The organism is Luteibacter sp., assembly GCF_035539195.1.
Classification (GTDB): Bacteria; Pseudomonadota; Gammaproteobacteria; order Xanthomonadales; family Rhodanobacteraceae; genus Luteibacter.
The window spans coordinates 1-23,747 of record NZ_DATLIW010000006.1; the positions used below are offsets into that span (position 1 = coordinate 1).

The 23,747-nt window shown below is 64.3% G+C and carries 13 protein-coding genes; 1 reads left to right on the top strand and 12 read right to left on the bottom strand.

Annotation, left to right across the window (positions count from 1 at the left end):
• A partial coding sequence (locus VM621_RS01375; RefSeq protein ID WP_325467336.1) for an IS3 family transposase occupies nucleotides 1-107 on the top strand: 107 nt, incomplete at its 5' end.
• A 90-nt stretch (nucleotides 108-197) separates the two neighbouring features.
• Here the strand turns inward: VM621_RS01375 and VM621_RS01380 are convergent.
• The 12 genes from VM621_RS01380 to VM621_RS01435 all read right to left on the bottom strand — a co-directional run bounded on the left by VM621_RS01380 (nucleotide 198) and on the right by VM621_RS01435 (nucleotide 23,719).
• The gene (locus VM621_RS01380) at nucleotides 198-1,580 is read right to left on the bottom strand and encodes a substrate-binding domain-containing protein (protein ID WP_325467198.1); all 1,383 of its coding nucleotides are present in this window, start codon (nucleotides 1,578-1,580) and stop codon (nucleotides 198-200) included.
• A gap of 226 nt (nucleotides 1,581-1,806) precedes the next feature.
• On the bottom strand, nucleotides 1,807-13,881 hold the full coding sequence (locus VM621_RS01385) for a filamentous haemagglutinin family protein (RefSeq protein ID WP_325467199.1): 12,075 nt from the start codon (nucleotides 13,879-13,881) through the stop codon (nucleotides 1,807-1,809).
• Complete coding sequence (locus VM621_RS01390) at nucleotides 13,878-14,354, bottom strand: hypothetical protein (protein WP_325467200.1); 477 nt, start codon at nucleotides 14,352-14,354, stop codon at nucleotides 13,878-13,880. Before VM621_RS01390 ends, VM621_RS01385 begins: the two co-directional genes overlap by 4 nt.
• Nucleotides 14,355-14,456: 102 nt before the next feature.
• Complete coding sequence (locus tag VM621_RS01395; RefSeq protein WP_325467201.1) at nucleotides 14,457-15,080, bottom strand: hypothetical protein; 624 nt, start codon at nucleotides 15,078-15,080, stop codon at nucleotides 14,457-14,459.
• A 9-nt stretch (nucleotides 15,081-15,089) separates the two neighbouring features.
• On the bottom strand, nucleotides 15,090-16,796 hold the full coding sequence (locus VM621_RS01400) for a putative porin (protein WP_325467202.1): 1,707 nt from the start codon (nucleotides 16,794-16,796) through the stop codon (nucleotides 15,090-15,092).
• Nucleotides 16,797-16,852: 56 nt separating this feature from the next.
• Nucleotides 16,853-17,533: an energy transducer TonB gene (locus VM621_RS01405; RefSeq protein ID WP_325467203.1), complete on the bottom strand. Its 681-nt coding sequence runs from the start codon at nucleotides 17,531-17,533 to the stop codon at nucleotides 16,853-16,855.
• A 4-nt stretch (nucleotides 17,534-17,537) separates the two neighbouring features.
• Nucleotides 17,538-17,945 carry a biopolymer transporter ExbD gene (locus VM621_RS01410; protein ID WP_325467204.1) on the bottom strand — a complete coding sequence of 136 codons (408 nt, stop codon included), beginning with the start codon at nucleotides 17,943-17,945 and terminating at the stop codon, nucleotides 17,538-17,540.
• A 14-nt stretch (nucleotides 17,946-17,959) separates the two neighbouring features.
• On the bottom strand, nucleotides 17,960-19,735 hold the full coding sequence (locus VM621_RS01415; RefSeq protein WP_325467205.1) for a DUF2341 domain-containing protein: 1,776 nt from the start codon (nucleotides 19,733-19,735) through the stop codon (nucleotides 17,960-17,962).
• A gap of 36 nt (nucleotides 19,736-19,771) precedes the next feature.
• Nucleotides 19,772-21,385 carry a ShlB/FhaC/HecB family hemolysin secretion/activation protein gene (locus tag VM621_RS01420; RefSeq protein ID WP_325467206.1) on the bottom strand — a complete coding sequence of 538 codons (1,614 nt, stop codon included), beginning with the start codon at nucleotides 21,383-21,385 and terminating at the stop codon, nucleotides 19,772-19,774.
• 111 nt (nucleotides 21,386-21,496) lie between these two features.
• Nucleotides 21,497-22,465, bottom strand: a complete 969-nt coding sequence (locus tag VM621_RS01425) for a FecR family protein (RefSeq protein ID WP_325467337.1) — start codon at nucleotides 22,463-22,465, stop codon at nucleotides 21,497-21,499.
• A 5-nt stretch (nucleotides 22,466-22,470) separates the two neighbouring features.
• Entirely contained in the window at nucleotides 22,471-22,995 is a 525-nt protein-coding gene (locus tag VM621_RS01430) for an RNA polymerase sigma factor (protein ID WP_325467207.1), read from the bottom strand.
• Between the two features lie 13 nt (nucleotides 22,996-23,008).
• Nucleotides 23,009-23,719, bottom strand: coding sequence for an STN domain-containing protein (locus VM621_RS01435; RefSeq protein ID WP_325467208.1), 711 nt, complete (start codon nucleotides 23,717-23,719; stop codon nucleotides 23,009-23,011).
• Nucleotides 23,720-23,747 lie beyond the last annotated feature (28 nt).

A 23,747-nucleotide genomic window follows, 5' to 3' on the forward strand; every position in this document is an offset into this window, starting at 1 on the left:
AGCAAGGCATACGCCGTTACATCCACTACTACAATCACGATCGCATCAAGCTCAAACTAAAAGGCCTGAGTCCGGTTCAGTACCGAACCCAGGCCTCGGGTGCCTAGCGCCTAAACTGTCCAACTTCTTGGGGTCAGTTCAAAAGGGCCCTTTCCACTCGTCCATGACTCATCCCTGAGAGCTCGATCGGAAATCGATCAGCCGTTGATGCAGGTGCTGACCTTGGTGTTGGCGGTCGGCGCGGTGACGAACGCATAACCGGTGCCGGTGCCGATGAGCGTGGCGCCGACGCGGCGGGTGGCGCTGTAGGTGTACGACATCAGGTCACGCACGGCGGTGACGTCCGTGCCATTGCCCTTCTCGTTGAAGATCAGGTTCGACACGGCGAGGATCGGATAGCTCGTGCCGATGCCGTTGGCGTAAGCCGTCGGATTGACCATGAGCATGCAACCCGGGACCGGAGCGGCCGGGCTCAGGGCCTGGAGCTTCGGCGTGCCCAGGGTACCGGTCGTGTTCCAGCCGTTGATGACGTTGTCGACCACGATCGTGGTGAACGTGTAGGAGGAGGCCAGATCCGAGTACGGGTTCTTGCCATTCACGTTGGCAACGTGGGTGTTGGCCGAAACAGTCGTGTGCTGCAGGTTGGCCGACTCGGCATAACCGATGGCACCGGCATTGTTGCTGATGGCAGCCACCACGCCCGGGTTACCGGTACCGGCGATCGAACCGGCCGGCAGGCCGAACTGGGCAACGACAGTGGCGAACGACTGATCGGCCTGGAAGTACTTGCCACCGATCGTGCCGCAAACGGTGCTCAGGTGGTTGGCCAGCGAGAAGGTCGTGCCGCTGCCATCGCCACGATAGGCGACTTTGAGCGCGCGCGACGGCAGCGGGAACGTGGACGGCAGGGTGTGGAAGTCGGACGAAACCAGGTTGGTCCAGTCGGTGACCTGGCCCGAGAAGATGCGGCAGATGCCGGCATCGCTCAGATCGAGGCTCGAGGCATCCGGGTTGTTGAACGCGATGGCGACCGAGCCGACGATGGCCGGGAACTGCGACGGCTGTCCATACTGGGTAGCCTTGTTGCCGAGGTTCGTGCCATTGCCGAACCAGGTGAACTCAGACTGGGACATCGGAGCATCGCTGCCGACGAAATGCGGATCGACGATCGACGTATCCGCACCGAAGCCGGTTGTCGCGCTCGCGGAGCCGGTGCAAGCCTGGCCCGCGCCGCCCCACGTCGCCGTGCCGTCGGAATGATCGAAGATCTTCTTGCCGCCGCCGCTGCCGGTCTGGCAGTACGACACGCTGTTGCCGCTGGTGCTGGCCCAGTTGCCGATCAGCGAAGTCGAATCGACGGTGGCGCCCGGCTTGCCCGATACGTTGCTCGAGAAGACCGTGGAGGTCGCGCCCGACGTGGTGAAGTTCCAACCGACATAACCGCCGGCTGGCAGCGTGGCACCGCCGCCGCCCACGTTGGTGCTCATCGCGGCACCGGCAGCAGTCAAACCGAGCGTCATCAGGACAGCGCCAGCGAGAAGCTTGGCGCGGGTGTTCCCCATAGCATTACGGTTGAACATGGTGTTACCCCTAGTCGTTAGACCTCCTTTTGGAGGCCTTTCGATTATTCGCTCGATAATTGTCGTACGAATGACGTGGGCATGTCCCTCGATATGCCAGGACGATGACAGATTTAACGCGCAGTCGTCAGTAACGAGTTAATGACAAATAACATGACAATGACAGGGAAAAAGATGCCGGCGTGACATCGTCGCGCCGGCATCGTGTTGCGTTGCCTAGGCCAGGTTACTGCACCAGTCGCGCGCGCTCCGTCGGCGTCAGTCCATCGCCCGCGATTCCCGCGCGACGAACCACCTGCACCGGACTTGCACTGTCGTAGCCCGAGCCGCGCGTTCCGCTATCGATGCTCGCGCTAGGGTCGGCCCCAATCACCTGTACCGAGATGATCGACGGCTGGCGATCGCGTGCATCGGACTGCTGTTGACGCGCTACGTCTTCGGCGGCCTTCGTTGCGGCAGTCGCTGCCGAACTCGCCGCATTGAGTGCACCGACGTTCACCGCCTGCACGACGGGCAGACCGACGGAATCGCCCTTGACCTGCACGTTATCGGCATTGGCAACGTGCGCCGCGGCGACAACGAGGTTGCCGGAAACGCGTATGCCTGCGTCGCCAGCATCCACCGTGCCTCGCGGCGCCATGAGGTACACCGATCCTTCCGGGGCATCCGGAATCGTCTGCAACGTGGCGATACCCGCGCCGCTTACCTGACCGGCCGCATCCTGCGAACACCAGGCGTCGAGCGTACATTCGTAACGAACCGGCGGGATTTCGCTGTTGGTCTTCGCGCCCTTGCCTGCATTGATATCGCCGTTGGAGCTCCATATGGTCACATCACCGCCCTGCTCGGTGAAGATGCGGCTCTGCGCGAGCAAGGTGCTGGTGTCGGTGAAGATCGACACATTGCCTTGCTGAAGAGTGAGGATGCCCTGCGTGTTCGGGCCAGCGAGCACACTGCCGGACACCTTGTCGACGATTACCGGAGGTGCCGACGCGCTCCCCAACAGTGCTTCGCCGCCTGGCGCGAGAATGGAAACATCCCCTCCCCGCTGGGTCTGGATCGTGCTGCCGCGTATGTCCAGATCACCCGTATGCACGGTTTGCTGGGCACCATTGCTGCCGCCACCCAGTCCGTTCGCGGTGTAACCCAACGACGCAGGGAACAACGTGTTCAGCGCTTCGTAGCCACGGATGTACTGGTTTGCGTACGGGCTCGATGCGTCGCCGTAATCCTTACCCACCTTCGCCAACACACTGAACAGCGTCTGCTGCACGAAGATCGCCTTCGCCTCGTCCGGCAAGGCCTGGAACCTCGCCCACGCCTGATCGATGGTGTACGTCGGCACGTGGCGGTCGGCGAGAAGTCCCGTATCCACGGCCTGGCCGGCGTCGTAGTTTTCGACGAACGTCACCAGGCTGGCCGAACCATCGTCCAGACCAGGCGGTTTGACCACGGAAGGATCGATGTAATGGGCGATGAAGGACGCGGTATCGACACCTGGCGCAACCCCGTACGACGCGATGATCGATGCGCCCTGCCCCGTAAGGTTGGGGTTGTAGATATTGCCTACCGAATCGATGCCGGTGTACTGGCCACCGCCCGCCGGGGGAGCGAGAGAATTGAACAATATCTGCTTGTTTGCGTAGTACTCCGTCTGCGACGCGAGACGTCCGAGATTGCGCCCGGCTTCGACGGAGAGATAGCCCGGCCCGGCCTGGGCGATCACCGCCAGGATGTTGCGCAAAACGTCCACCGGACCAACGGTTCCCAACGGCGTATCGATGATGTCCCGACCAGCCTTGATGACGGAAATATCGTTGCCATGGAGCTGCTGACCGACGTAAGCAAGATCCACGATGTCACGGCCTGCCTCGATATGCGACACCTTGTTGGGCATGAAGAATACTGCGTCGGCACCGCCCCCCGTGCCGTTGACGATATCGCCGCCCACTGCGTAAACACGCACGGGGTCGGTATCGTCGGCGTGCCACGGATCGGCCGCGTGATACAGGACCGAATCCTGCGGGTTAGTGGATATCTGTTTCGCCAGGTAACCGCCCGGAGGGGCATCAGCCCCTGGCACGGCATTGGGATCGATCGGGAGAAGGTTCAGCGGCGACACCATGGAGCTCAGTGGCGCATCGATCATGCCCCAGGCATAGCGCGTTGCCTGTCCCAGACCCGTGAGATCGAAGGTCACGTCGCCCTGCGCCAACAGGCCCAGGTTGCCATCGGCGGACGGGAAGAGTTCGCCGCTGGTAAGCAAGGTCAGGTTGCCATGAGCAGCTGTGAAGTCGACGGACGCGGGCAGGATGTCCCCGCCCGTATCAAGGGAGGTGTTGGCCTGCGCAAGCAGGCCGGGGGCAAACAGAGCGATCGGTGACGCAAGGTCCCCATAGGTAATATCGCCTGTGAACGAGGTCACATCGATGCGCGAGCTGGAGGAATAGTTCTGTCCATCGACATGACCTGTCGGTGCCAGGGCCATCACACTGCTGCTATTGAGCAATGACGGATCGAAGATACCGCCAAGACTCACCGGCCCGGCTGCCTGGACCGACACCTGGCTGTCCTGCATGGCGATGAGCGTGGAAACGGGTGTGGTCGTCGACTTGCCGCCGATCGGCGTCGTATAAGCCACCGAGAAATCGCTACCGATCTGTCCACCAGCCTGGATGCTGCCCTGTCCTCGCGCGACGAAATAACTGCCGCTGAGGATGTCGCCACCAGCACGAACATCGAGGTCACCGCCGCCGAAGGTCTGCAGGCGACGCGTACCACTGGCATCGGTATTGATCGTCCATGTGGTGGGCAGCGATACCGAGAGTTCGCGGATATCGCCACCAGCCTGCACGCTCACATTGCCGCCAACGCTCATCACTCCCTGATCGAACCCACCGAAGTTGATCGACGAGCGACTGTCGGTGTTGCCCGTCTGCATCCACGGCCACCAGTACTGCGCCGTGCGCGTACCGGCCGTTCCCGTCAGGTCGCCCGTCGTGTCGACCGTATTCTGAATTCCGTCGATATCGCCACCCGCACGCAGGCTCAAGTGGCCTGCGCCGTCGGGATTGACCTCGCCGGTGACGACAAGCTCCGGTGTGGCCGACAGCGCCAACCCGTTATTCAGCGAGGGACGAAGGAGCGATACCCCATCGTCCGCCGTCGTGCCTTGCGCCGGTGCGCCTGCCGTGTATACCGCGGCGGGGGCCCGATCATCCGTCCAGCGAATGTCACCCGCGGCGGCGATCTCGATATCACCGGTACCGGTGCGCACGACGGTGGGTGCGGCGAGGACGCGATTGGTTTGCGGATCGGCGTAGTCGGTATGGCCTCCCAGCAGTACCGCGCCCAGGGCACCCTGGAGGGTTGCTCCGGGATCGCTGGACGCGAAATCCGCGCCCGCCGTCAGGCGGTAACTGGAACTGTTACCGCCGGTCAACGTGGCACTGAGAATCGGCAGAGGATTGGCCGCAACCGCACGCGGCGACGGGCTGTTGTCGACCGGAGCGGCCGTGGGAGTGATCAGGTCCAGTGTCGTCGGCGGCCCATCCAAGGTGGCGAAGTCGATCGGCATCGTGAATGTATCCGCGAAATCGGTCGATCTGGCTGCCGTAAGTAGATAGTTCTTGTACGCCGTCAGGTAGGAAGGAAATTCGTTCAGCGTTTGCGGTGTCGGCAGTTTCGCGGGCGCTTCCACCGTTGGGTCGGTAATACTGAAACCGACGCCGAACGAGATCACGGTAGCTGCGGAGACGGGCGTGGGACTACCAGGAACGGTGAGTTCGCCGATCGTCGCAGTCAGGTACTTCGCATACTCTACGTACTGACCGTAGTATTCCTTCACCGCTTCCGAGTCACCGTCGGCAAACTCGGCCGGCTTCGTGAAGACGCCATCGATCTGATCGGCGCCGTTGCCCTGGCTGACGATCTGGTCGTACCAGGTCTCCGCCTCGGCCTGGGTCGATTCCGGCGGCGCGCCACCTACGCCACCCGCGCTTCCCTGCTGATAGAAGCCGTCGGTGATGCTCGCCCGGATGTCCAAGTCGCCTTCGGCCCGCAGACTGAGCGCGGGCGCCTGGCCACCGTAACGATAAGCAAGGTGGAGCGTGCCATCGGCGTCGCTGGTTCCCGCGCCGAGGTTCCAGTTGGTGAGCACGGAGATATCACCTCCGTTCCAGGAGGCATTCTCGTTGCGCAATTCGACACCGGGCCGCACGACCAGGCCGGGCACCGCACTCTTCAATCGGGACTCGAAGGCAAAGCCCGGATTCTCGATGAAGTTCATCAACGTGCCGGCACCCTGCCCTTCGTCGCCATTGACGTAGCCGTAGAACGTCGTATGCGCCAGGTTCGGATTGGTCGGCGTGAACCGATAGCGGGCAAGGTAGTCGGCCACCTGTGTCGCATTGGTCGGATCCGGTCCGGCGACCGCATTGCCCGCGTCATCGGAGAACGTGCCGGGAACGAGCGTCGGGAGGCCCGTCACCGGATCGGCTGCATACCATCCCGCCGCGTCGACGAGGCCATCGAAGTGTTTCCCTGCATCGGCCACCGGGTCGACCGGTGTATCGCGTGTGTCCCACACCGCGTATGCCTCGACTGAAGGATCGCGACTGTGTGACAGATCCACACCCGGCGCGATGTCGATGGGTACGTCGCCGTCACTGAGCAGCGGCGCACGCAGGTAGAGCTTGCCGTTGGCATCGGTGCCGCTCTGCACGATGCGCGCACTGCTTCCGATACGAATATGTCCCGCATCGGCGCGTTGCACTTCCTCGTAGCCGAACGTGGCGTTCAGCTGCCCATCGCTCGTGCCGCTCGTGCCGATGAAAATGTCGCCACCATCCTTCCCGGCGGCGGATGCACTCGTGTTCAGGCCACCGTCGATATCGACGCCGCGGGCACCCGTCAGGTTGATCGTGCCACCGAACGTGCCCGACGCATCGATATCGCCACCGACATTCACCTCGCCACCGTCCGCGGTGAGCTTCACCACATGTGCGCGCAACGTCTGCCCACGGCCGATAGAAAGGTCACCGCTGCGCGTATGCACGGACACCGAGCCATCCAAGCCGCCTGCGTTGGTAATCGCGGCCAGCGAGCCCATGTCGACCGCACCCAAGGTATCGAGCGAGAGCGTGCCTCCCAGGTAGCCCTCCGCCGCGCGGCCGACGAGCGAGCCGCCGAGCGTGGCGCTCCCCTTCGAAGCGACGACATCCAGGTCGCCGGCGCTGCCGGAGCTTTTGCCACCGTCGGGACCGCTGATGTCGATCGACGAGCCCGCGGACGTCACGACATTGCCTGCGTCCGCCTGCAGGGTCACCACGCCACCCGGCACAGGCACGGTCGTATCGATGAAGGGCAAGGTGACACCGGCGACGTCGACGATCGCGTGGTCGCCGAGGTGGACATCGCCCTGCGTGGCACGCAACGAGACGTTTCCGCCCGGCACCACGATAGCCGTATCGACATCGAGGCTCCCCGCCTGCAGCCCGAGCTTGCCGCCTGTGTCATCACTGGAGGCCGGTGCGGGACCGTTGGTGGACAGATGCATGGCACCCGTCGTCTCCACGCGATTGTCCGCACCGATAGAGGCCACGATACCCGGCGTGGCGATGTCGATGTTGGCGCCTCCCAGATCGATGGTGCCGACACCCGACGCATGGACCCGAGAGGCGACATTCGCGGTGAACTGCCCGAGCCCACTTAGTACCGTATTGCCTGAACCCAGGTGCAGATCGTTCGCATCGACCTCGAGCTGGCCGGTGCCGACCGACGACATCGGCGACGCGGCGCCGGTGTCGTTCTCTATGGTGAGCGAACCTGCGGCGAGCGCAGCCTTTCCGCCATCGCTCTGGATCGACGGCGCGCTAAGCGTCAGCGCATTCGACACGGATAGCGAAGCGTCGCCGATCAGGTCGATGGCCTGGCGGCCGCGCAAGGTGGTTTCATCGCTGTTGGCGAACTGCGCGAGGATACGCGGTCCGATAAGCAGGCTGCCAGTCTGGTCCTGCACCGTGGGATCGGTGCCGGTCAGGCCGATGCGACGGGCCGTCACGTCGATCGCATGCGCACCGAGCGTGGCGTCGGGCGCGAGCGAGGTCAGTCCCGTGGCATCCAGGGTGATCGCGTTCGCGGCATCGATCACGGCACCCGCGCCGATCGCGAGGTTGCCGCCTGATGGACCGGCGGGGCCATCCAGGCCAGTGATGTTCGTACGCACGATGGGCGCGACATCGTTGCCCGACACGCGCAACAGGGCGCCATCGCCACTAACCGCCGGGGCGGTGTCCGTGGCCTTCTGACCGATGTGCAGAGCGGGCCCTGCCGCATCCTCGGTGGCCATGGCGCGCAGTACGCTGCCATTGTCGAGCGTTACGCCACCCTGACCGTCCGCGACGAGGATGATCTCGCTGCCTTGCAAGGGATGCGCCGCGTCGTTGGACAGCAGCACGCTGCCTGCGAGCACATCGACGCTGTCGCCGGCGTCGGTGCTTTCGCGCTTGCCACCGATGAGCAGACTGCCCGCGCCCAGTGTCGACAGCTCATCCGCTGAAACGTGCAGGTAGCCGTCGCGTGCGGTTTCGCCGGCACCCAGGATCTGAATGGCGTCGCCTGCGATGTCCACCTGGGACCCGCGGCCGCCCTTTGCCGGGGCGGCATCCAATGTCGCGCCCAGGCTCAGCGCCGCCGTGGCGGCAATGCTCAGCCGACCGGCATCGGCACCCAGACGGGGGATGACATCGCCATTCGCGTTGGCCTTGTTAGCGAAGAATGTCGATGCCGAGGTAAGGGAGTACTCCGAGTACTGACCCCACGTGGCTGCGGACTGCACGATGAAAGAACTCGACCGCGCATCCCGCGCGCCGGTCAAGGTGTCAGTGAAGTACCCCGTCACGATGTGGCTACCGTCGGGCGCTGTCGTGGATGCGCCGGGCACGGGATCTTTTACCCCAGTGTTCTGCACGACGCGATAAGCGCCGGGCAGCGTTGCGTAACGGGCGGGAAGCAAGGTGTAGACGCCATCCGGCAGTCCGGGCACGCCGGAAAGGTACACGGCCTGGCCTACGCCCGGCGCGGCGCCCGCACCCCATTCAAGCGCGGCATCGTGTGCGGAAAGCGGCGACTGAACACCGGGAACGATCGCGTAGATCGGGCGGTCATCCGCATATTGCGACTTCTGCACCCCCGCCTGGGAGCTCGTATAGTCGGTATAGGTCTGCGCCAGTACGTCGCGCGACCCTCCCGTACCCGGAATCCATTCGACGGCCTGCAGATCGCCGCCACCGGAAAGATCCACGGTCGCACCCGTATCCATGGATACCGAACTACCCGCGATCGACACCGATTTCTCGGGCGGACGATCCACCAGCGGCTGTGCCGTGCCGGCGTTCTCGTAGTGCCAGTCCTTGCCGTCCTGGGTGGTGCCGTAGGGCACGATCGCATTGTCGAGGGATACCGACGTGACGCTGCCCGACGCGAGATGCACGTCGCGCGTCGACACGATCGGCAGCGCACTGTTCAGTCCGAGAGCCGCCTTCATGTCCGCCGGATCGTCGGTACCCAGGACAATCGAACCCGATGGCACCCAGAGCGTACCGTCCTGCTCGATATGAGTGGCAGCCACGGCAAGCGTGCCGCCGGCGCTCAGCGGCGTCGAATCGTCGCTATCGGCTGCCCGGTGGAAGCCGACCGTGGTCTCGGAGGACGGATTGGCGGCATCGATCAGGAACGCGTAATGCGTCATCGGATAAAGACGGCTGGCCGTGAACTCCAGGTTGCCCGTGCTGTAGAGCCATCCCGTCTGGTTGCTGCCGGAGTCGCCGGTAGGCAGGGTGAAACGGATGTCACCGCTCGAATCGAACGATGCCTGGCCGAAGCCGGACAGGTTGACGCGACCGCCGAGATCGATGAAGTCGGCATTGACGTCGAGCGTCCCGTCTGCCGCCATGGCCTGCGTGGGCGGGGTAGGAGCCGCCGCCGGGATACGAGAGCCAAGGACCGAAACGTAAGGCGCCTGGAGAACGACTTGTCCGGCATGGCCGTCCGCGGCGTCGCCCGGGGTACGCGCCTCGGCGGCCATCGCGGACAGGCCAATCGTCTGCAGCTGGATGCTGCGGCCTGTGCGCAGTGACACGTCGCCCGCAAACGCGACGGTCATGGCCTGCAGCTGGGTGGTGTCGCCGCCGACGATCGGAAGGCCGATATAGAGATCGTCGACGCCCGAGCCATTCAGACGGTCGACAGCGAAGCGAAGGTCGCCACCGTCGAGCCTGTCCAGGCTGGTGGTTGCAAAAGGATCGCTCCCTTCCGGCAGCCGCCATTCGTCCTGTGTCAGGACGAGCAGCCCCTTGCTGAGGCTGGCCTGCTGGGGCCCCACCCGAGTCGAGATGGATACCTGACCTCCGCGGGCCTGCGCCGCGCCACCATGAGCGTCGAGGCTTCCATCGAAATACAGACCCGTGTTTGTCTGGATATCCAGGGTGCCAGCATCACTCCATACCGGCGTCGCCAGATAGGAAGCCTGTTCGATTCCCGTACGGCGGCCCTCCGTCGGCAGATCGTACGTATCGCTTGCGCCGGAAAGCAATATCTGGGATCCGCGCGCCGCGACCACGTCATGATCCGAATACAGCTGAACCGTGCCTCCAGAGAGAACCACACCGTCCGCACGAAGTACGTCGTCGGTCCCGTCACGAGGAAGCAGGCCCGCCGTGGGATCCCGCAGGGATATACCACTGGCATCCAGCACGCTGCCGCCCCCCAGCCAGACGCTACGGTTGGGCGCATCCGGTTTTACTGCCTCGGGCTCGAGGTTATGTAATGCGATCGCCCCGCCATGGGCAACGAGTGCACCGTCGACCACCACGTTGCCTGTACCGGTCAAGGCAATGGTGTCGCCCGTATCCACCTCGATGCGGGCGCCTTCGCCCACCACCACGCTACCGCTGATGCCAGGCAGTTCCGGGCCATGCCAATTGCGATAGTCGCCGGCCTCGATCGTCAGGCCGTCGTTCGCATTCCGATGCCTATACCGCACATACGGATCGAGAACGCCCAGGGATGCCACGTCGCCCTGCCCGTCTGCACCGAGCAGGTTGGTGCGACTACGCGTACCAAGCAGCGCCGTCTGATCGGCAAGCATCGCGCGCGGACGCACCGTAACCTGCGTGCCCGGCATCACCGTGGCATCCGTGTCGGCAATCACGTCGTATCGGGAGAAGCCCAGCGAAGAAAACATCGCGGGGTCGAGGTAAAGAAGCGATATGTCAGATGTGGGCGATGCCTCTCCACCAATCTGAATCTGCGGCGCGTGCAGGGTGAGCGTACCGCCGCCGGAGAATCCCTGGGCGACGAGCGTCGCACCGAGGTCGATGCCACCCCCCAGCAGGTCGCCCGACTGGGTGCCCAGCGATACATAATCGAGTCCGGGTCCATCGACATGGGTCTGAATGGTGACATTGCCGCCGCGCCCGCGCGGCACGTCGCCGTCCATAGACAAGAGACCATCGGTGCCGACATAGCCACCACCGGAGACATCAATCACTGCACCCTTGTCCAGCACGATATCCGGCGTGGTGTCGGGCACATTGCCACCACCGCTCTTCAACCCGGTCAGCGATATGCTGCCGCCATTTATCCAGTGGTCGCCCTGCAAGTCATCGGCCGTGCGTCCTGCGTCGTTCACCCATAGGCCACTGGTGTCGAGTCGAGCCCGCTCGCCCATCGAAATCGAAGAGGAAACGCCGTCCTGGTAGTCGCCATTGGTGTTACGGGCGGAAAGATTGATGGCACCGCCGTGAGCGACGATCGCGCCCTCTACATCGACGTTCGTCGCGGTGATATCCACTTCACCACCGTCGGCAACATGCAGATCGGAACCGTCCTTCACCAACACTGTGCCTGCCGTGGTGAGGCGCACCTTGCGGAGCCCCGCGTTGTCGATCATGGCAGTGGAAAGGCTGTGCCACCACAGCGGATTGTTAGGATCGGCCGGATCCCCACCCGGGGTCGGCCAGGGATCGCCGGCGCTGAAGTCGGGCGAATAGGTTTCCAGTGGAACGCGATCCGACTGGATCACAAAGTTGACCGCCCTGCCCTGATTATTGTCGGTCGCTTGAAAGAACGGGATATCGATAATGTTGATATCGAGTGTGCCACCCAGCGGTTCACTGCCATTACGCACCTGCTCACGACCGGCATAGGCATGCGCGCTGACGTCGCCATCCAGGATGACGTTGTCGACCAGCGTGGTGTTACCGCTCTGTCCGAACGACAGGGTGCCGGCGTTGCCGCCACTGATGAAACCGGGGTCCCAGCGCCCCATGTTCGCCAACAACGGGCTGGTATAGGTTTCGGTCACGCCCCAACGGGCATGATTCTGGCTGAAGACACCGGCAAAGCCGGTGTAGTCGACATTCGGATCCGCGGAAGCGATGTCGTAGACCAGGCCGTTCGCTGCCTGGAGGCGCGGTGTGCTGATGTAACCTGGCAGGTAGTTGAGGAAACCGCCTTCCAGCCGCAACTGCGCACCCGTCCGCACTATCCCGCCCAGCTGGAAGGCTATGTTGCCTGAGTTGATCATCAACTGGTCGACCGTGCGCGGTACGTTGTTCACATAGCCGGCCGCATTGAGCACGGGGCTACCGACCCAGTCGAGGCCATCGCTTCGCGTACCGGACTGGGTGCTGTCCACCGCGACATTCTTTGCGGAGAACAGGAAGCTGTTGCGCAGCAGCGGCGAGTTAGCAAGCTCGTTCAGACCGATGCGAGGAATGATCACCAACAGCGCCGACATCGGCAAGGTCACGTTGGCCAGTCCGGACACATCGATCGTCGCGCCGCCGTCCACGTAGGCCTCGCGGTGGAAGGTGACCTTGCCTGCAGGCACCTCCACCAGTGCACCGGGATTCAACACCGCTTTCATGTTGAAGTCCACGCTGCTTGTCGCGAAAGCCGCGTCGGCATCGGCCGTCGAGGTGGTGGTTTCGCCGTCCTTTTCGGGCAGCACCGTCGTGACCGATCCTTGACCAAGCGTCACCACCGTCGACACGTTGTGGGCGCTTCCCAGATCGAAGGTGATGCTACCTGGGTGACTCAGGCTCGTCGACGCCACGAGCACGCCGTTCTGGTGCAGATCTTCGCCGAGCCACTGGATCCGACCCTGGCGCGCCTGGATGAGACCCGTGTTTTCGATCGACCCGTTGAAGTCGGTGGAGGTGAATTGGGCAACCGCGCTCAAGCCACCGCCAGACGCATTCGTCGCGATACTCAGACCCTGCACGGCTGCCAGGATCACCTGGCCGTTATCGGCAACGATCTCACCAGCCTGGCTGATAGCGGGAGCGGCAACCAGGGCGAAGCCATCCTTGGAGGCATTGATCGACGCGCCCTGCTCGACCTTGACCGCACCGCGTTGCGCACCAGGCCTTGCCGCGTCGCCGCTGTCGGTGAGGGAGATGACCGCAGCGCTGCCGTTGCCCAGGATATTCTCCGGGTCCGACCCGCTGCCGACACCGTACTTGAGGAAGAACGCGTTACTCTTCGTCACGTCGTTCGTGAACAGATCCAGCGAACTCGCGATCAACGAATGCGTATCGACCTGCGCCCCGCCACCGAAGATCATGCCATTGCGATTGAGCAGGTAAACCGTACCCTCCGCCTTGATCTGCCCGAGAATGGTGCTCGGATTCCCCGAAGGATCGTTGATCCGGTTCAGCGCGATCCACTGGTTGGCACCGTTCGTCTGCGTGCCAGCGGTCTGGTCGAAATGCACCGTGGTGTTACGACCGACGTTGAACGATTCCCAGGTCAGGATCGCCTTGGATGCCGTCTGCTTGATCTCGACGTCGGTGTGACCACTTGCCACCGACTGCGTCGGGGCGTTCGCGTTCTGCCACAGCGTGGGGTCGCTGAGGACGTTGCGGTCGACCTTCAGACCACCGGCGGCGATACCGTCGGGTATGTTCGACGCCAGCTGTTGCGCCGCCTGCTGCGCACTCTTCTGCGCGGCCATCTGTGCCGCGACCGCCTGTGCGGCGGCGTCGAGGTTGGCGATGGACTGCTGGACGCGCTGCTGCAACATGATGTTGCCGGGCGTGAAGACGTTCCCGCCACTGGTGCCCGCGCCGCCCGCTTGCGTGGGCGTGGTCGGCTGCGTGGCGCCGGCCTGCTTGGCGGCCAGCCAGGCCTGGCTGAAAGGCGGCGGCGTCGCGGCGTGAGCCGTGCCACCGAACAGCGCCACGGCGATGAAGTGGCACATGGCATTGCGGCGGAAAGTCGGGCGCGGCTTGTTCATGAGAAATCACCAGTCATCGATGCCACTTCATCATTGAGTTCGGGCAGTGCGGCGAGCTCCCTGAGCTCGTCGTCGCAGAGTTCGCGGAGCACCGCCCGGATCGCCAGGCGGCGTCCGTCGTGCAGCCACGCATTGAGCACGCTGGCGATCGCGAGGATCGTCGGCAGCGCGGAGTCTTCCAGTTGCGCCTTGCGGTGCTTAAGGCGATCGTCGACCGCGTAACGTACGCGGCCGCCGAGAAACGCCGTCGGCTCGCCGAGCAATTGCTCCAACGTTTCGCGCGAGCAGCGATCCAGCAGCGTCTCGGCCGCCTTGTTCTGCCGGGCCGCGTAAAGCTGGCGAAGCATCTCCGCCAGGGCGTGCAGGCAGGTCATGCCACCCACCCTTGCGTCCACTTCGGCACGCGCGCGGGAAGCACGCGGCCGCGTGCAGCGGTATTCGGGCAGGCATGTCGAATCATGGTCGGGATACACGGAATGCCTCGCTGACCTGATGCATGAAAGAGAGACGTCCCTGTCCGTTGCGATGTCCTATGCATTCCTTTGCGCCCCACCGCCGGGCTGACGGGTCCTGTTTCATTTCGTAGCTGACGTCTGGCCGGCACGGGGATCGAAGCGCTGGTCGTACAACGTGTCGCCGAAGGATTGCGCCGCATTCTCGAGCTTCACCCGCGACTTGGCCGCGAATGGCTGGCGCGAGCTGACGATGTCCGACGTGTCGATGTTCTCGTAGGCGGCAATCACCTCCTGTCCGACCCGATACATCTGCACGTTACGCGCGGTGCAGGCATCCACCTGGGAGTGCGACAGATCGAGCTCCTTCGCCAGGCGCGCGCGCTCGGCTTCCGCCGTATGCAGGGCCACGCTCGCCGCATCGGTGTCGGCTTTGTTCCGCTGCAGGCTGGCTTCGGCCGCCTCGCGGCGCTGGCGCTCCGCCGCCAACTCACGCGTGATCTCCGGCGATACCGACGGCACCGCCTTGCTCGCGTGCGCCGCTTCGACTTCCTGTTTCGCTGCGTCGCGCTCTTTTTCCAGCGCTGCCTTCTCCGCTGCCCAGGTGGACTGCTGGGCCTGGAGCTCCTGCAACTGCGATCGCGTTTCGCGAAGCTGGTCGCGCATACGGCTTTCCAGGCTGGCGGTTTGCGCCTGCGCCGCCGGGAAAACGGCGAGCAGGATCAGCGCGATGAGGGTGCGTTTCATATCGCCTCCTTAGAACCGGGCATTCATTTCAAGCTGGAACACATCGATCGAGAGCGGCGGCCCAAACACTTCCTTGGCGTTGAAGTAGCGCAGGCTGAGCCATGCGTACTTCGAGATGCCGTAGCTGCCGCCGAGGATGAAGCCCTTGGCATTGGTGCCACCGAGGTGGAAATCGGTGTCCGTCAGGCCGTCGAGCGTCGCGTCCGGCTGCAGGTATTTGTAGGCCAGGCTCACATTCCAGTCGCCGGAGGCATGCGGGTTCACGTCGCCGAGGGTGGCGCGAAGCATCCAGCCCACCGGACCGCTCTTGTACGTGCCCTCGCTGACGTCGCCCGCACCGAAGTTGTTGACCAGGCGATTCAGGCCGACATCGGAACGGAACGCGTCCGCGCGGTGGTAGGCCATGTTGCGGATGTAGTCGGCTTCGACGCGCAGCGGCGTATCCGCCACCTTGGTGTCGAGCTGAACGTTGGCGTCGGCGACGTGATAGTCGTAGACCAGGCCCACGAACTGGGGCTGCGCGTAGTTGGTCGGCGAGTTCGGATCCGGCACGATGTCGCGGATCAGGAACAGCGAGTTACCCTTCTGCATGAAGGCGGAACGGCTCGTGTCGGTATCGCAGGCGGTCACGCCCAGATAGATGGAGCACGGTGACGACAGCTGTCCTTGCATGTGGTCGAAGCGGTAGTAGGCCAGCGCGGCTTTCAGCTCGGTGTCTTCGTTGAACTTCCACTTCGCACCGAGCTGCGCGCCGGTCATCCACTTGTCGCGGCTGGCTTGCTTGACGCCCTGCTGCGACGGAAAGTCGTCGGCCTGGTATTCGATGGGGAACATGCCGACATTGGCAAAGGTGCTGAGCTGGTCGGTCATCGGTACGTTGAACTTGCCGACGATACCGTCGAAGTTCAGGTCGTTCGAGTAGACGAGGTCCGTACTCATGAAGGGGTTCGGCATGCGACCGCCAACCACCTCCGCCCAGTCGGTCGGCTTCCAGGCCAACCAGGCCTGATCCAGCCAGAGATCCTTCTTGGCCAGTCCCCCACCGAGGGTCTGCGTGGTCGAGACCGGATTGTTATCGTTGCCCGTACCGATGCGGATGCCGGCGGTAACTCCCTCGCCAAGGTCCACGTTCACGCCCAGACGCGCGCGGATACGCAATGAGTTGGTACGATTTTCCAGCGTATTGAGCAGCGGCGGCGGGTTCGTGCCGTTGAGGTCGTAGGGACCGGTCCTGTTGAGTTGTGCGAAGTCCACCACCGGGGAGGCATTGCCCTTGTCGTAGTAATGGAATTCGTCACGCACGCGCATGTCGCCGGCCCAGCTGATCCGGTCGAGCCACTCGGGCAGCTTGCCCGGCTCGGCCCAATGCTCGGTCTTCGCCTGCGCGACCACTTCCTGGCGCAGCTCGTCCTTGATCTGGTTGCGCACCACTTCCGGCACGTAGGTGACGCGCACCTGGCCCGGCGTGGTCGGCGCAGCGTTGGCGGTGCCGGCGAGCTTCTGTGCCTGAGCGGCTTCGGCATTGGCCTGGGCGATCAGGCCGTCGGCGTCCGACTGGGTGAGCACGCCGCGCTTCACCAGCAGGCGCACGAGGTTGATCGTGGCGTTATCCGACGCGGCACTCTGCGCCTGGGCCGCGCCCGCACAGAGCGACAGCCCGATGGCAAGGGCCAGCATGGCTCGCGCGGGTCGATGGCGGGCCTTTCCGATGGTCATGCGAACTCTCCGGGGTTCCAAAGCGTGTGTTTCGAAGGGGGTTGGCGTAGCGGGCGTCATACGGGGCGCTTCCCGCGGATGGACACGCGCACGGGGAAGTGCAGCGTGGCCGGCGGCGCCACGTCGATACGCGGCATGGCGCGCAAGGCGTCGAGCAGGGCTTCGTCGGTCTTCGCGTTGCCGCTGCCGCCGACGAGTTCGGCGCGGGCAACCTTGCCCTCGGCGTCCAGCCAGACATCGGCGCGCACGTCGAAGGCTAGGCGGTTGACCCGGTCGTCACGCTGCACCGCCTGCTGGATCGCATAGCCCAGGTACTGGCCGTAACTGCCCGTACCCGTACCGGTGCCACCACCGGAACCGACCATGCCGCCGCCGTCACCGGCGCCGATGTTGAAGTTGTCGGTACCGGACTGTGCATCACCGTTGATCGTGACGTTCTTCGCCACGTCGTTGCTCGGCTTTGGCGCATCCGTCGGTTTTTGCGGAATGTCCTGCGGTTTATCGATCGGCTTGATGTCTTCCTCGACCTTCTTCGGCTCCGGCGGCTTTTCCTTCGGCGGCGGAGGCGGTGGGGGCAAGGGCGTGATGGTGGCGATGCGCGGCGCCTCGCGACGCACGCCGACGCTGCTGCCGGCGAAGTGCCAGATCAGCAGGCCCAGTAAGACTAGTGCGACGACACCGACCGCCGGACCGAACCAGCGTCTAGGTGTTCCGCGACGGGAGGTGGGCAAGGTCACGCGCTCATCCCTTCGGCGACTTGCCGGTAACCAAGCCAACCTGCGGCAGGTCCACGCGACGCAGTAGATCCAGGATGTCCATCACCTTCTGGTACTGGACCGTGGAATCGCCCTTCACCACCACCGGGAAATCCGGGGTGACCGCCTTCAGCGAGCGCAGACGCGCCTCGAGTTCGCCGATCGTGACCGGGTACGCGTCGAGGAAGATCTGACCCGATTCCGAAATCGTGATCGCCTTGGTCTGCGGCTTGGCCATGCTCACCGCGGCACTGGCCTTGGGCAGGTTCACCTTGATGCCCTGCACCGACGCGGTGGTCATGATGATGAAGATCACGAGCAACACGTACGCCAGATCGAGCATCGGCGTGATGTTGATGTCGTCGTACGGCTTGTCTTCGTCTTGTGCGCGCATGATCCGTTCCTCAATCAGGCCGCGACGGCCGACGGGTGGGTGGCGCGCTGCTGTTCCGCCAGGCGAGTCACGAACTCGTCGACGAATACCTGCATGTTCGCGGTGACGTTCTTGTTGCGGATCAACAGGTAGTTGTAGCCGAACAGCGCGGGGATCGCGACGAACAGGCCGGCGACGGTGGCCAGCAGCGCGGCGGCGATACCCGGAGCGATGGCGTTGACATTCACATCGCCCGCCGCGGCAATCGCGGCGAAGGTGATCATGACGCCGACCACGGTACCGAGCAGGCCGAGGAACGGTCCGCCGGAGATGGCGATGGTCAACAGCACCATCGATTTCGACAAGCGCTGGTTCTCGCGCACGAGCACCGAGTCCATGGTGGCGCGGATCGCTTCGATGGATTCCGAGGCGATGTGGTCGTGTCCGTCGGCGTCGCGGCGGTTCCATACTTCAGCCGCGCCGACCTTGTACAGGCGGTACAGTGAGGCATCCTGCAGGCGGGCGGCGGAAGGATCTTTCGACAGCGCCAGGATGTTGCGCCCCTGCTGACGGAAGGCCTCGAGGAAGTCCTCGTTGGCGTTGGTCACCCGATTGACGTAAGCCGCACGCTGCCACATCACGACCCAGGACAGGACCGCCATGATGAGCAGGATGCCGATGATGGACCAGGCATCCGCGGTAACCGACTTGACGATGATGCCGAAGTAGCCGAAGCCGACGCCCGACTGCTTCTCGTCCGCGCCATAGGCCAGCAGCTTGGATTCCGCGCCCTGGGTCTGTGCATCCACGGCGATCAGCGTGGCCGGGCGGGCGATGCGCGACAGGCGCACTTCGTCCATCTGCCCGACGAAGGGTACGAAGGTTTCGGTCTGACCGGCGATGTCGCCGCCGAGCGTGGCCTGGCTGGTCATCGCCGGGAGCCTTGCGGCGAGCTTGGCGTACGGCTTGCCGTCGACGTAGAGCCCGATATCGTCGCCGGCGGCGGTCACGGCGAGGTGCGTCCAGGCGCCAGCCTTGATCGGCTCACCGGCGGCGCTGGTGGCGTCGCCCGTCTGCACGAAGGGTATGCCGTGGTCGAGGCCGATCAGCAGCTTCTGGCCGCCCTGGCGGCGGGCATAGACCAGTGCGCGGCCGTCGGCGACCGTGTCTGCCTTGATCCAGGCGCTGAAGGTGAAGGTGCCGCCTTCGGCGACATTCATCGACACACTGCCCGGCAGTGTGACGATCTTCGAACCGTCGAAGCGAGCTGCCTTGCCGATGATGCCGTCGACGCCGACGATATCGTTGCCGATGGGGTTGTTGCCGTAGGCGGTGGCATCGTGCGGCGGCGTACCGGCGGGTTGATCGAAGTGGTAGACGGCGGCGTAGTCGGCGTCGAACACCGCACCGGCCTTCTCCCCGCCCTGCGCCTTCGCATTGCCGTAGTACATCCAGATCTGTTGTTGCGCATCCGCGGCCAACTGCGGCACGTCCACCCAGATCAGGGCCACGCCAAGCACCGGATCGAAGCTCTCGATCTGGAAGTTCAGCGGCGTCTTGTCGTCGGCGGCGACGAAGCGGATGTCCGCACCGGACTCCGACACGCCGTCGAAGGTGAAGTTGCCCGAGTGCAGGCGAACCAGAAGCGGTGTGCGACCGACCGCCGTGGTGACATTGCCACCCTTGGCGGTGGTGTCGATGGTGATCGCCTTGCGGAAAGAGAAATCCTGGTTCCACCACGAGGTGTCGGCGTGTGCCGCAGGCACCCAGCCGAGGATCAGCAAGCAGGTCAGTAACAAGATTCGAGTCACGGTGATACCCCTGGAGTCTATGGTCCGACCTGCCGGTCAGAGATCCGCTTTGAGTGAGAAATGGATACGCGTGTCGTGAGCGCGCGTGGCCTGCCCGTTGTTGAACGGATAAGCCACTTCGAACGCGCCGGTGGCGATGTTGAAGATCTGGAAACGGGTACCGACGCCCACGCTGGAAAGGTCGTAACTGTTCACGCGCGTGCTACCCGCGTCCGGCTTGGCCGGATCGATCAGCTGCGGCAAGGCGTTCATCAATGCAAGGTGCGCGGCATCGGCAAAGGCATGGAAGCGCCAGTCGTTCACCCAGCCACCGATGTGCTGGGCAATCGACGGCGTGCGAAGTTCGATCGAGCCGATCACGCCATGGTCGGCGGTCTCTTCGGCTTCGAGATACCCCCGCACGGTGCTGTCCCCGCCCGCCGCGTACTGTTCGCTGGATACCAGCGACGAGGTCGAAAGCTGCAACCCGAGACGCCCCGCCAGACTGAAACCGTCCTCGAACATCAGCGTGTGGCCACCGTCGACCTTCATGTAGAAGAAGTTCTGCCGCGCCTTGTAACGCTGGTTGTCGAAAGCGGCCGAGTCGCTTCCACCGGCACGGAAACCGAACGTGCCACTGATACCGATGCTGCTCGACGACCGCTCACCGATGGACTGCCCCTGGTAGCTGGCGGTCAGCGGGATGTACGTGATCGGTGCCTTTGACGTATTCGCGCCGAGGCTGATGTTCTGGTCGAAGTGCTTGCGCATGAGGCCGAGCGACAACGACTGCGAGTACTCGCCGTGGCTCGGCAGCGTGCGCACGAAGGTGAAGCCGAAGGCATTGCCCTTGCCGAGCACCGTGGTACCGCCGACGGCGTTGGCATTGCTGTTGGACTTGTAGCCCGAGCCAAGCACGCTCCAGTCGCTGTCCAGCGGAATGAGGTACGACCCGGCCCAGACTTCGGCCGCATTGCGGTCCTGCGGCGCGACGATATAAGTCAGCGAGGCCGACTGCCCCTTCTGAAACAGGTTGTCGTCACGTACGCTGGCCACGGTGCGTAGCTCGGGCGTGTTCACGCTGTGGTCGTTGTTGACCTCGAGGCTGGCATGCAGCGGCGAGCTATCGGTGACCTTGAGCGTCACGTCCATGGTCTGCGGCAGCTTGCCCTGGGCCAGCACCGGCACGACCTGGGCACCACCGCGCTTGTTCACGTCGGTGAGCTGCTGTTGGGCATTGGCAAAGTTCGGCACCTCGCCTTCCCGCAGCGCCGGCACCGCCTCACGGATGTCCTTGGGCGAGCGATACGTCGCGCCTTCCACACGCACGCGGCCTATGCTGTTCTCGGTAACCTGCAAGCGGACCACGCCACCCTTCACCTGCTGCGGCGGCAGATCCACCACGACGGACTGGTAGCCGTGCGCCTGATAGAGCTTTTGCAGCGCATCCCGCGCCGCGCTCACGTCGTTCATCGACTTGCCGGGTCCAAGGAATGGATACACGGCCGTTTCGATATCCAGCGGTTGGAGAGTCGTGTTGCCGTCGACGACGTACTCGTTCACGTCGAACGCGGTCGGCGCGTCCTGCGCCGTGGCAGCGCCTGTCAGCGCCAGCGAGATCGCCAGTGCCAGCGCATGTGCGCCTCGCACCCATACTGCTCGTGTAGCCACGCGGATCTTCCCCTGATGTTCCATCTGCCCTAATGACGCGTGGGCGGCGGCGGCACTGAACCGTTGTCACGAAAAATTCATGGGACGATCGGTTCCGTCCCTGCGCGACCGTCAGCTCAACAACACCCAGCCACCCGGAAGGTGAGTCGCGTGCGCGCCATAGGCCTCTTCGATCAGCGAGGCCACGTCGGCCATCTGGTCCAGGGTGAAGCGTGCATGCACGCGGCGCTCGCCGAGCGTGCGGTCGGTGATCACGATGCGGCCCGGGCGATATCGATTGATGTCGGTAACGACATCGGCAAGGGGCTGGTTGTCGTAAATCAATACGCGGTGCCTCCAAGCAAGCGCGGTATCGGGATTCACGGCGATCGCGGTGCCGAGGCCATCCGCGTCGAACGCCAGTTGCTGCGAGGGTTTGACCAAGGTCTTGCTTGTGGCGTGCGCCAGCACGGCCTGCCCTTCGAGGCAGGTGACCGTGGAAACGCCGTCCACGCAGCGCACCGCGAATGACGAACCCGGACGGGAGAGCACGCGGGCGTCTTCCAGTTCGACCACGAAGGGCGCGGTATGCGAGGGGGCGATGCGAACCACGGCCTCGCCCGAACGCAGGCGGAACCCGGTGACCGTGTTACCCGAAGAACGCACGCCAATGTTCGTGGCGGTGTTCATTTCCAGCGCGACGCCCTGCGTCACATCCACGTGCCTCTGCTCGCCGATGGCCGTGCGTAGCGTGGCGCCGCTTCCGCGTTGCCCGCCCATGTCGAGGCCATAGCCGGCGACGACGAGGGCGGCCACGGAAGCCGTGACGGCCGTGCCGAGGAAGGCGCGACGGCTCATGCGTATCGCATGCCGGGGTGCAGGGCGCCCCCCGCGCGATGCGGACTCCTGGCGCCGGGCGATGGCGGGGCCGAGGTCATGCCACATCCGTCGCGTGCGCGCGAAGGCGTCCGCATGCTGCTCGCTCGAGAGGCACCAGCGACGGAACGCTTCGCCATCCTCTCGCGTGGCCGTGCCCGAGGTCAGATGCACGAGCCACGCCTGGGCCTGGCGTTCGCTCTCGTGGATGTTGGTCGTGTCCATATCGGTCAAGACGGATCTCCGGCGCCGGGACCGAACCGCTGTACCGATTTTCTTCCCACTTTTGTGGCGCAGGTCTCAAGAGCCTTCTTCAGCTCCTTGCCCACCATGCGTACGGAGATGCCGTAACGCGCGGCGATCTCCGCCTGCGGCAGCTCGTCGATACGCGCGGCGATGAGGATCTCGCGCTGCCGGCGGGTGAGCATGTCCAGCGCCAGCCCGAGTGCCACGATGTCCTGCTGCGAGGACAGCACCGTCGGCGGGTCGAGGTGATCGTCCACGCCGTGGATCAGGTCGTCGACCTCGTCACCGGTAAGCAGGCGCCCGGACGCGCGATGATGATCGGCGGCCATATTGAGGGCCATGCGGAACAGGTACCCGGTCGGATGCGTCGCGCGCTCGGCCTCGGGATCGAGTCGCTCCACGCGCAGATAGGTCTCCTGGAGCACGTCGTCGACCAGATCGTCCGAACGAAGTCGACGACGCAGCCGACGACGGAAGTCTTCATAGTTGGCGAGGAAGAGGCCGAGCATGGACGTATCCACGTCAGCTCTGCCACGCACGCGCACCGGCGCAGCGATACGTACCGGGAGCCGACGGCGTCAGCAGAACTGTCACGGGGCTGAAACGGGACATCGACGGAGCCACGCGGACGCCGCGGAGCGCGGCGAGCACCTGGGTATCGCGCTGCGGGTCGTCCGACGGCGCCAGCGCAGCGACATCGTCGATCGCGCCCGTCGCGTCGATCCACACCTGCATGGCCAGCCGGAAGCTACCCGGACGCGTCGCCACATGCGCGCAGAGCGCCGCTTCGATGGCCGCCTGGATCATGGCGGCATCACGCGACCCGAGCGACGGCGCATCGTCGCTCGAATCCGCTTTCGCGACTCGGTTGGCTTCGGTCACGGTCGCGGGATCGGCGGTCACCGTGAACGCATTCATCGAGGAAAAATGAGCACTGAGGCCCGTTCCCACGAGCAGAACGCGCAGCGCATCGCGTGCATCGACCACCCCATGGATACCCGGCGACGAACGCCCCTCGACCAGTGCCCCATCGAAGAGAACGGCAATGCCCGTCGCTTCGCTATAGCCGCGAAGAGCGGTCGCGAGCGGCTGTGCGTCGATGTCGAAGCGCGTTGGCGCATGCGTTTCTTCCGACCCCTGTGATGCCTCCGCCGGTGTACGCGTTTGCGCCGCGAGTGGCGGCGATGCGAACAGGATGGAGCACGCGACCAGCGCGAAAACGCAGCGTGTCACGGTCATTCCTTCGCGCATGGGCGTACGG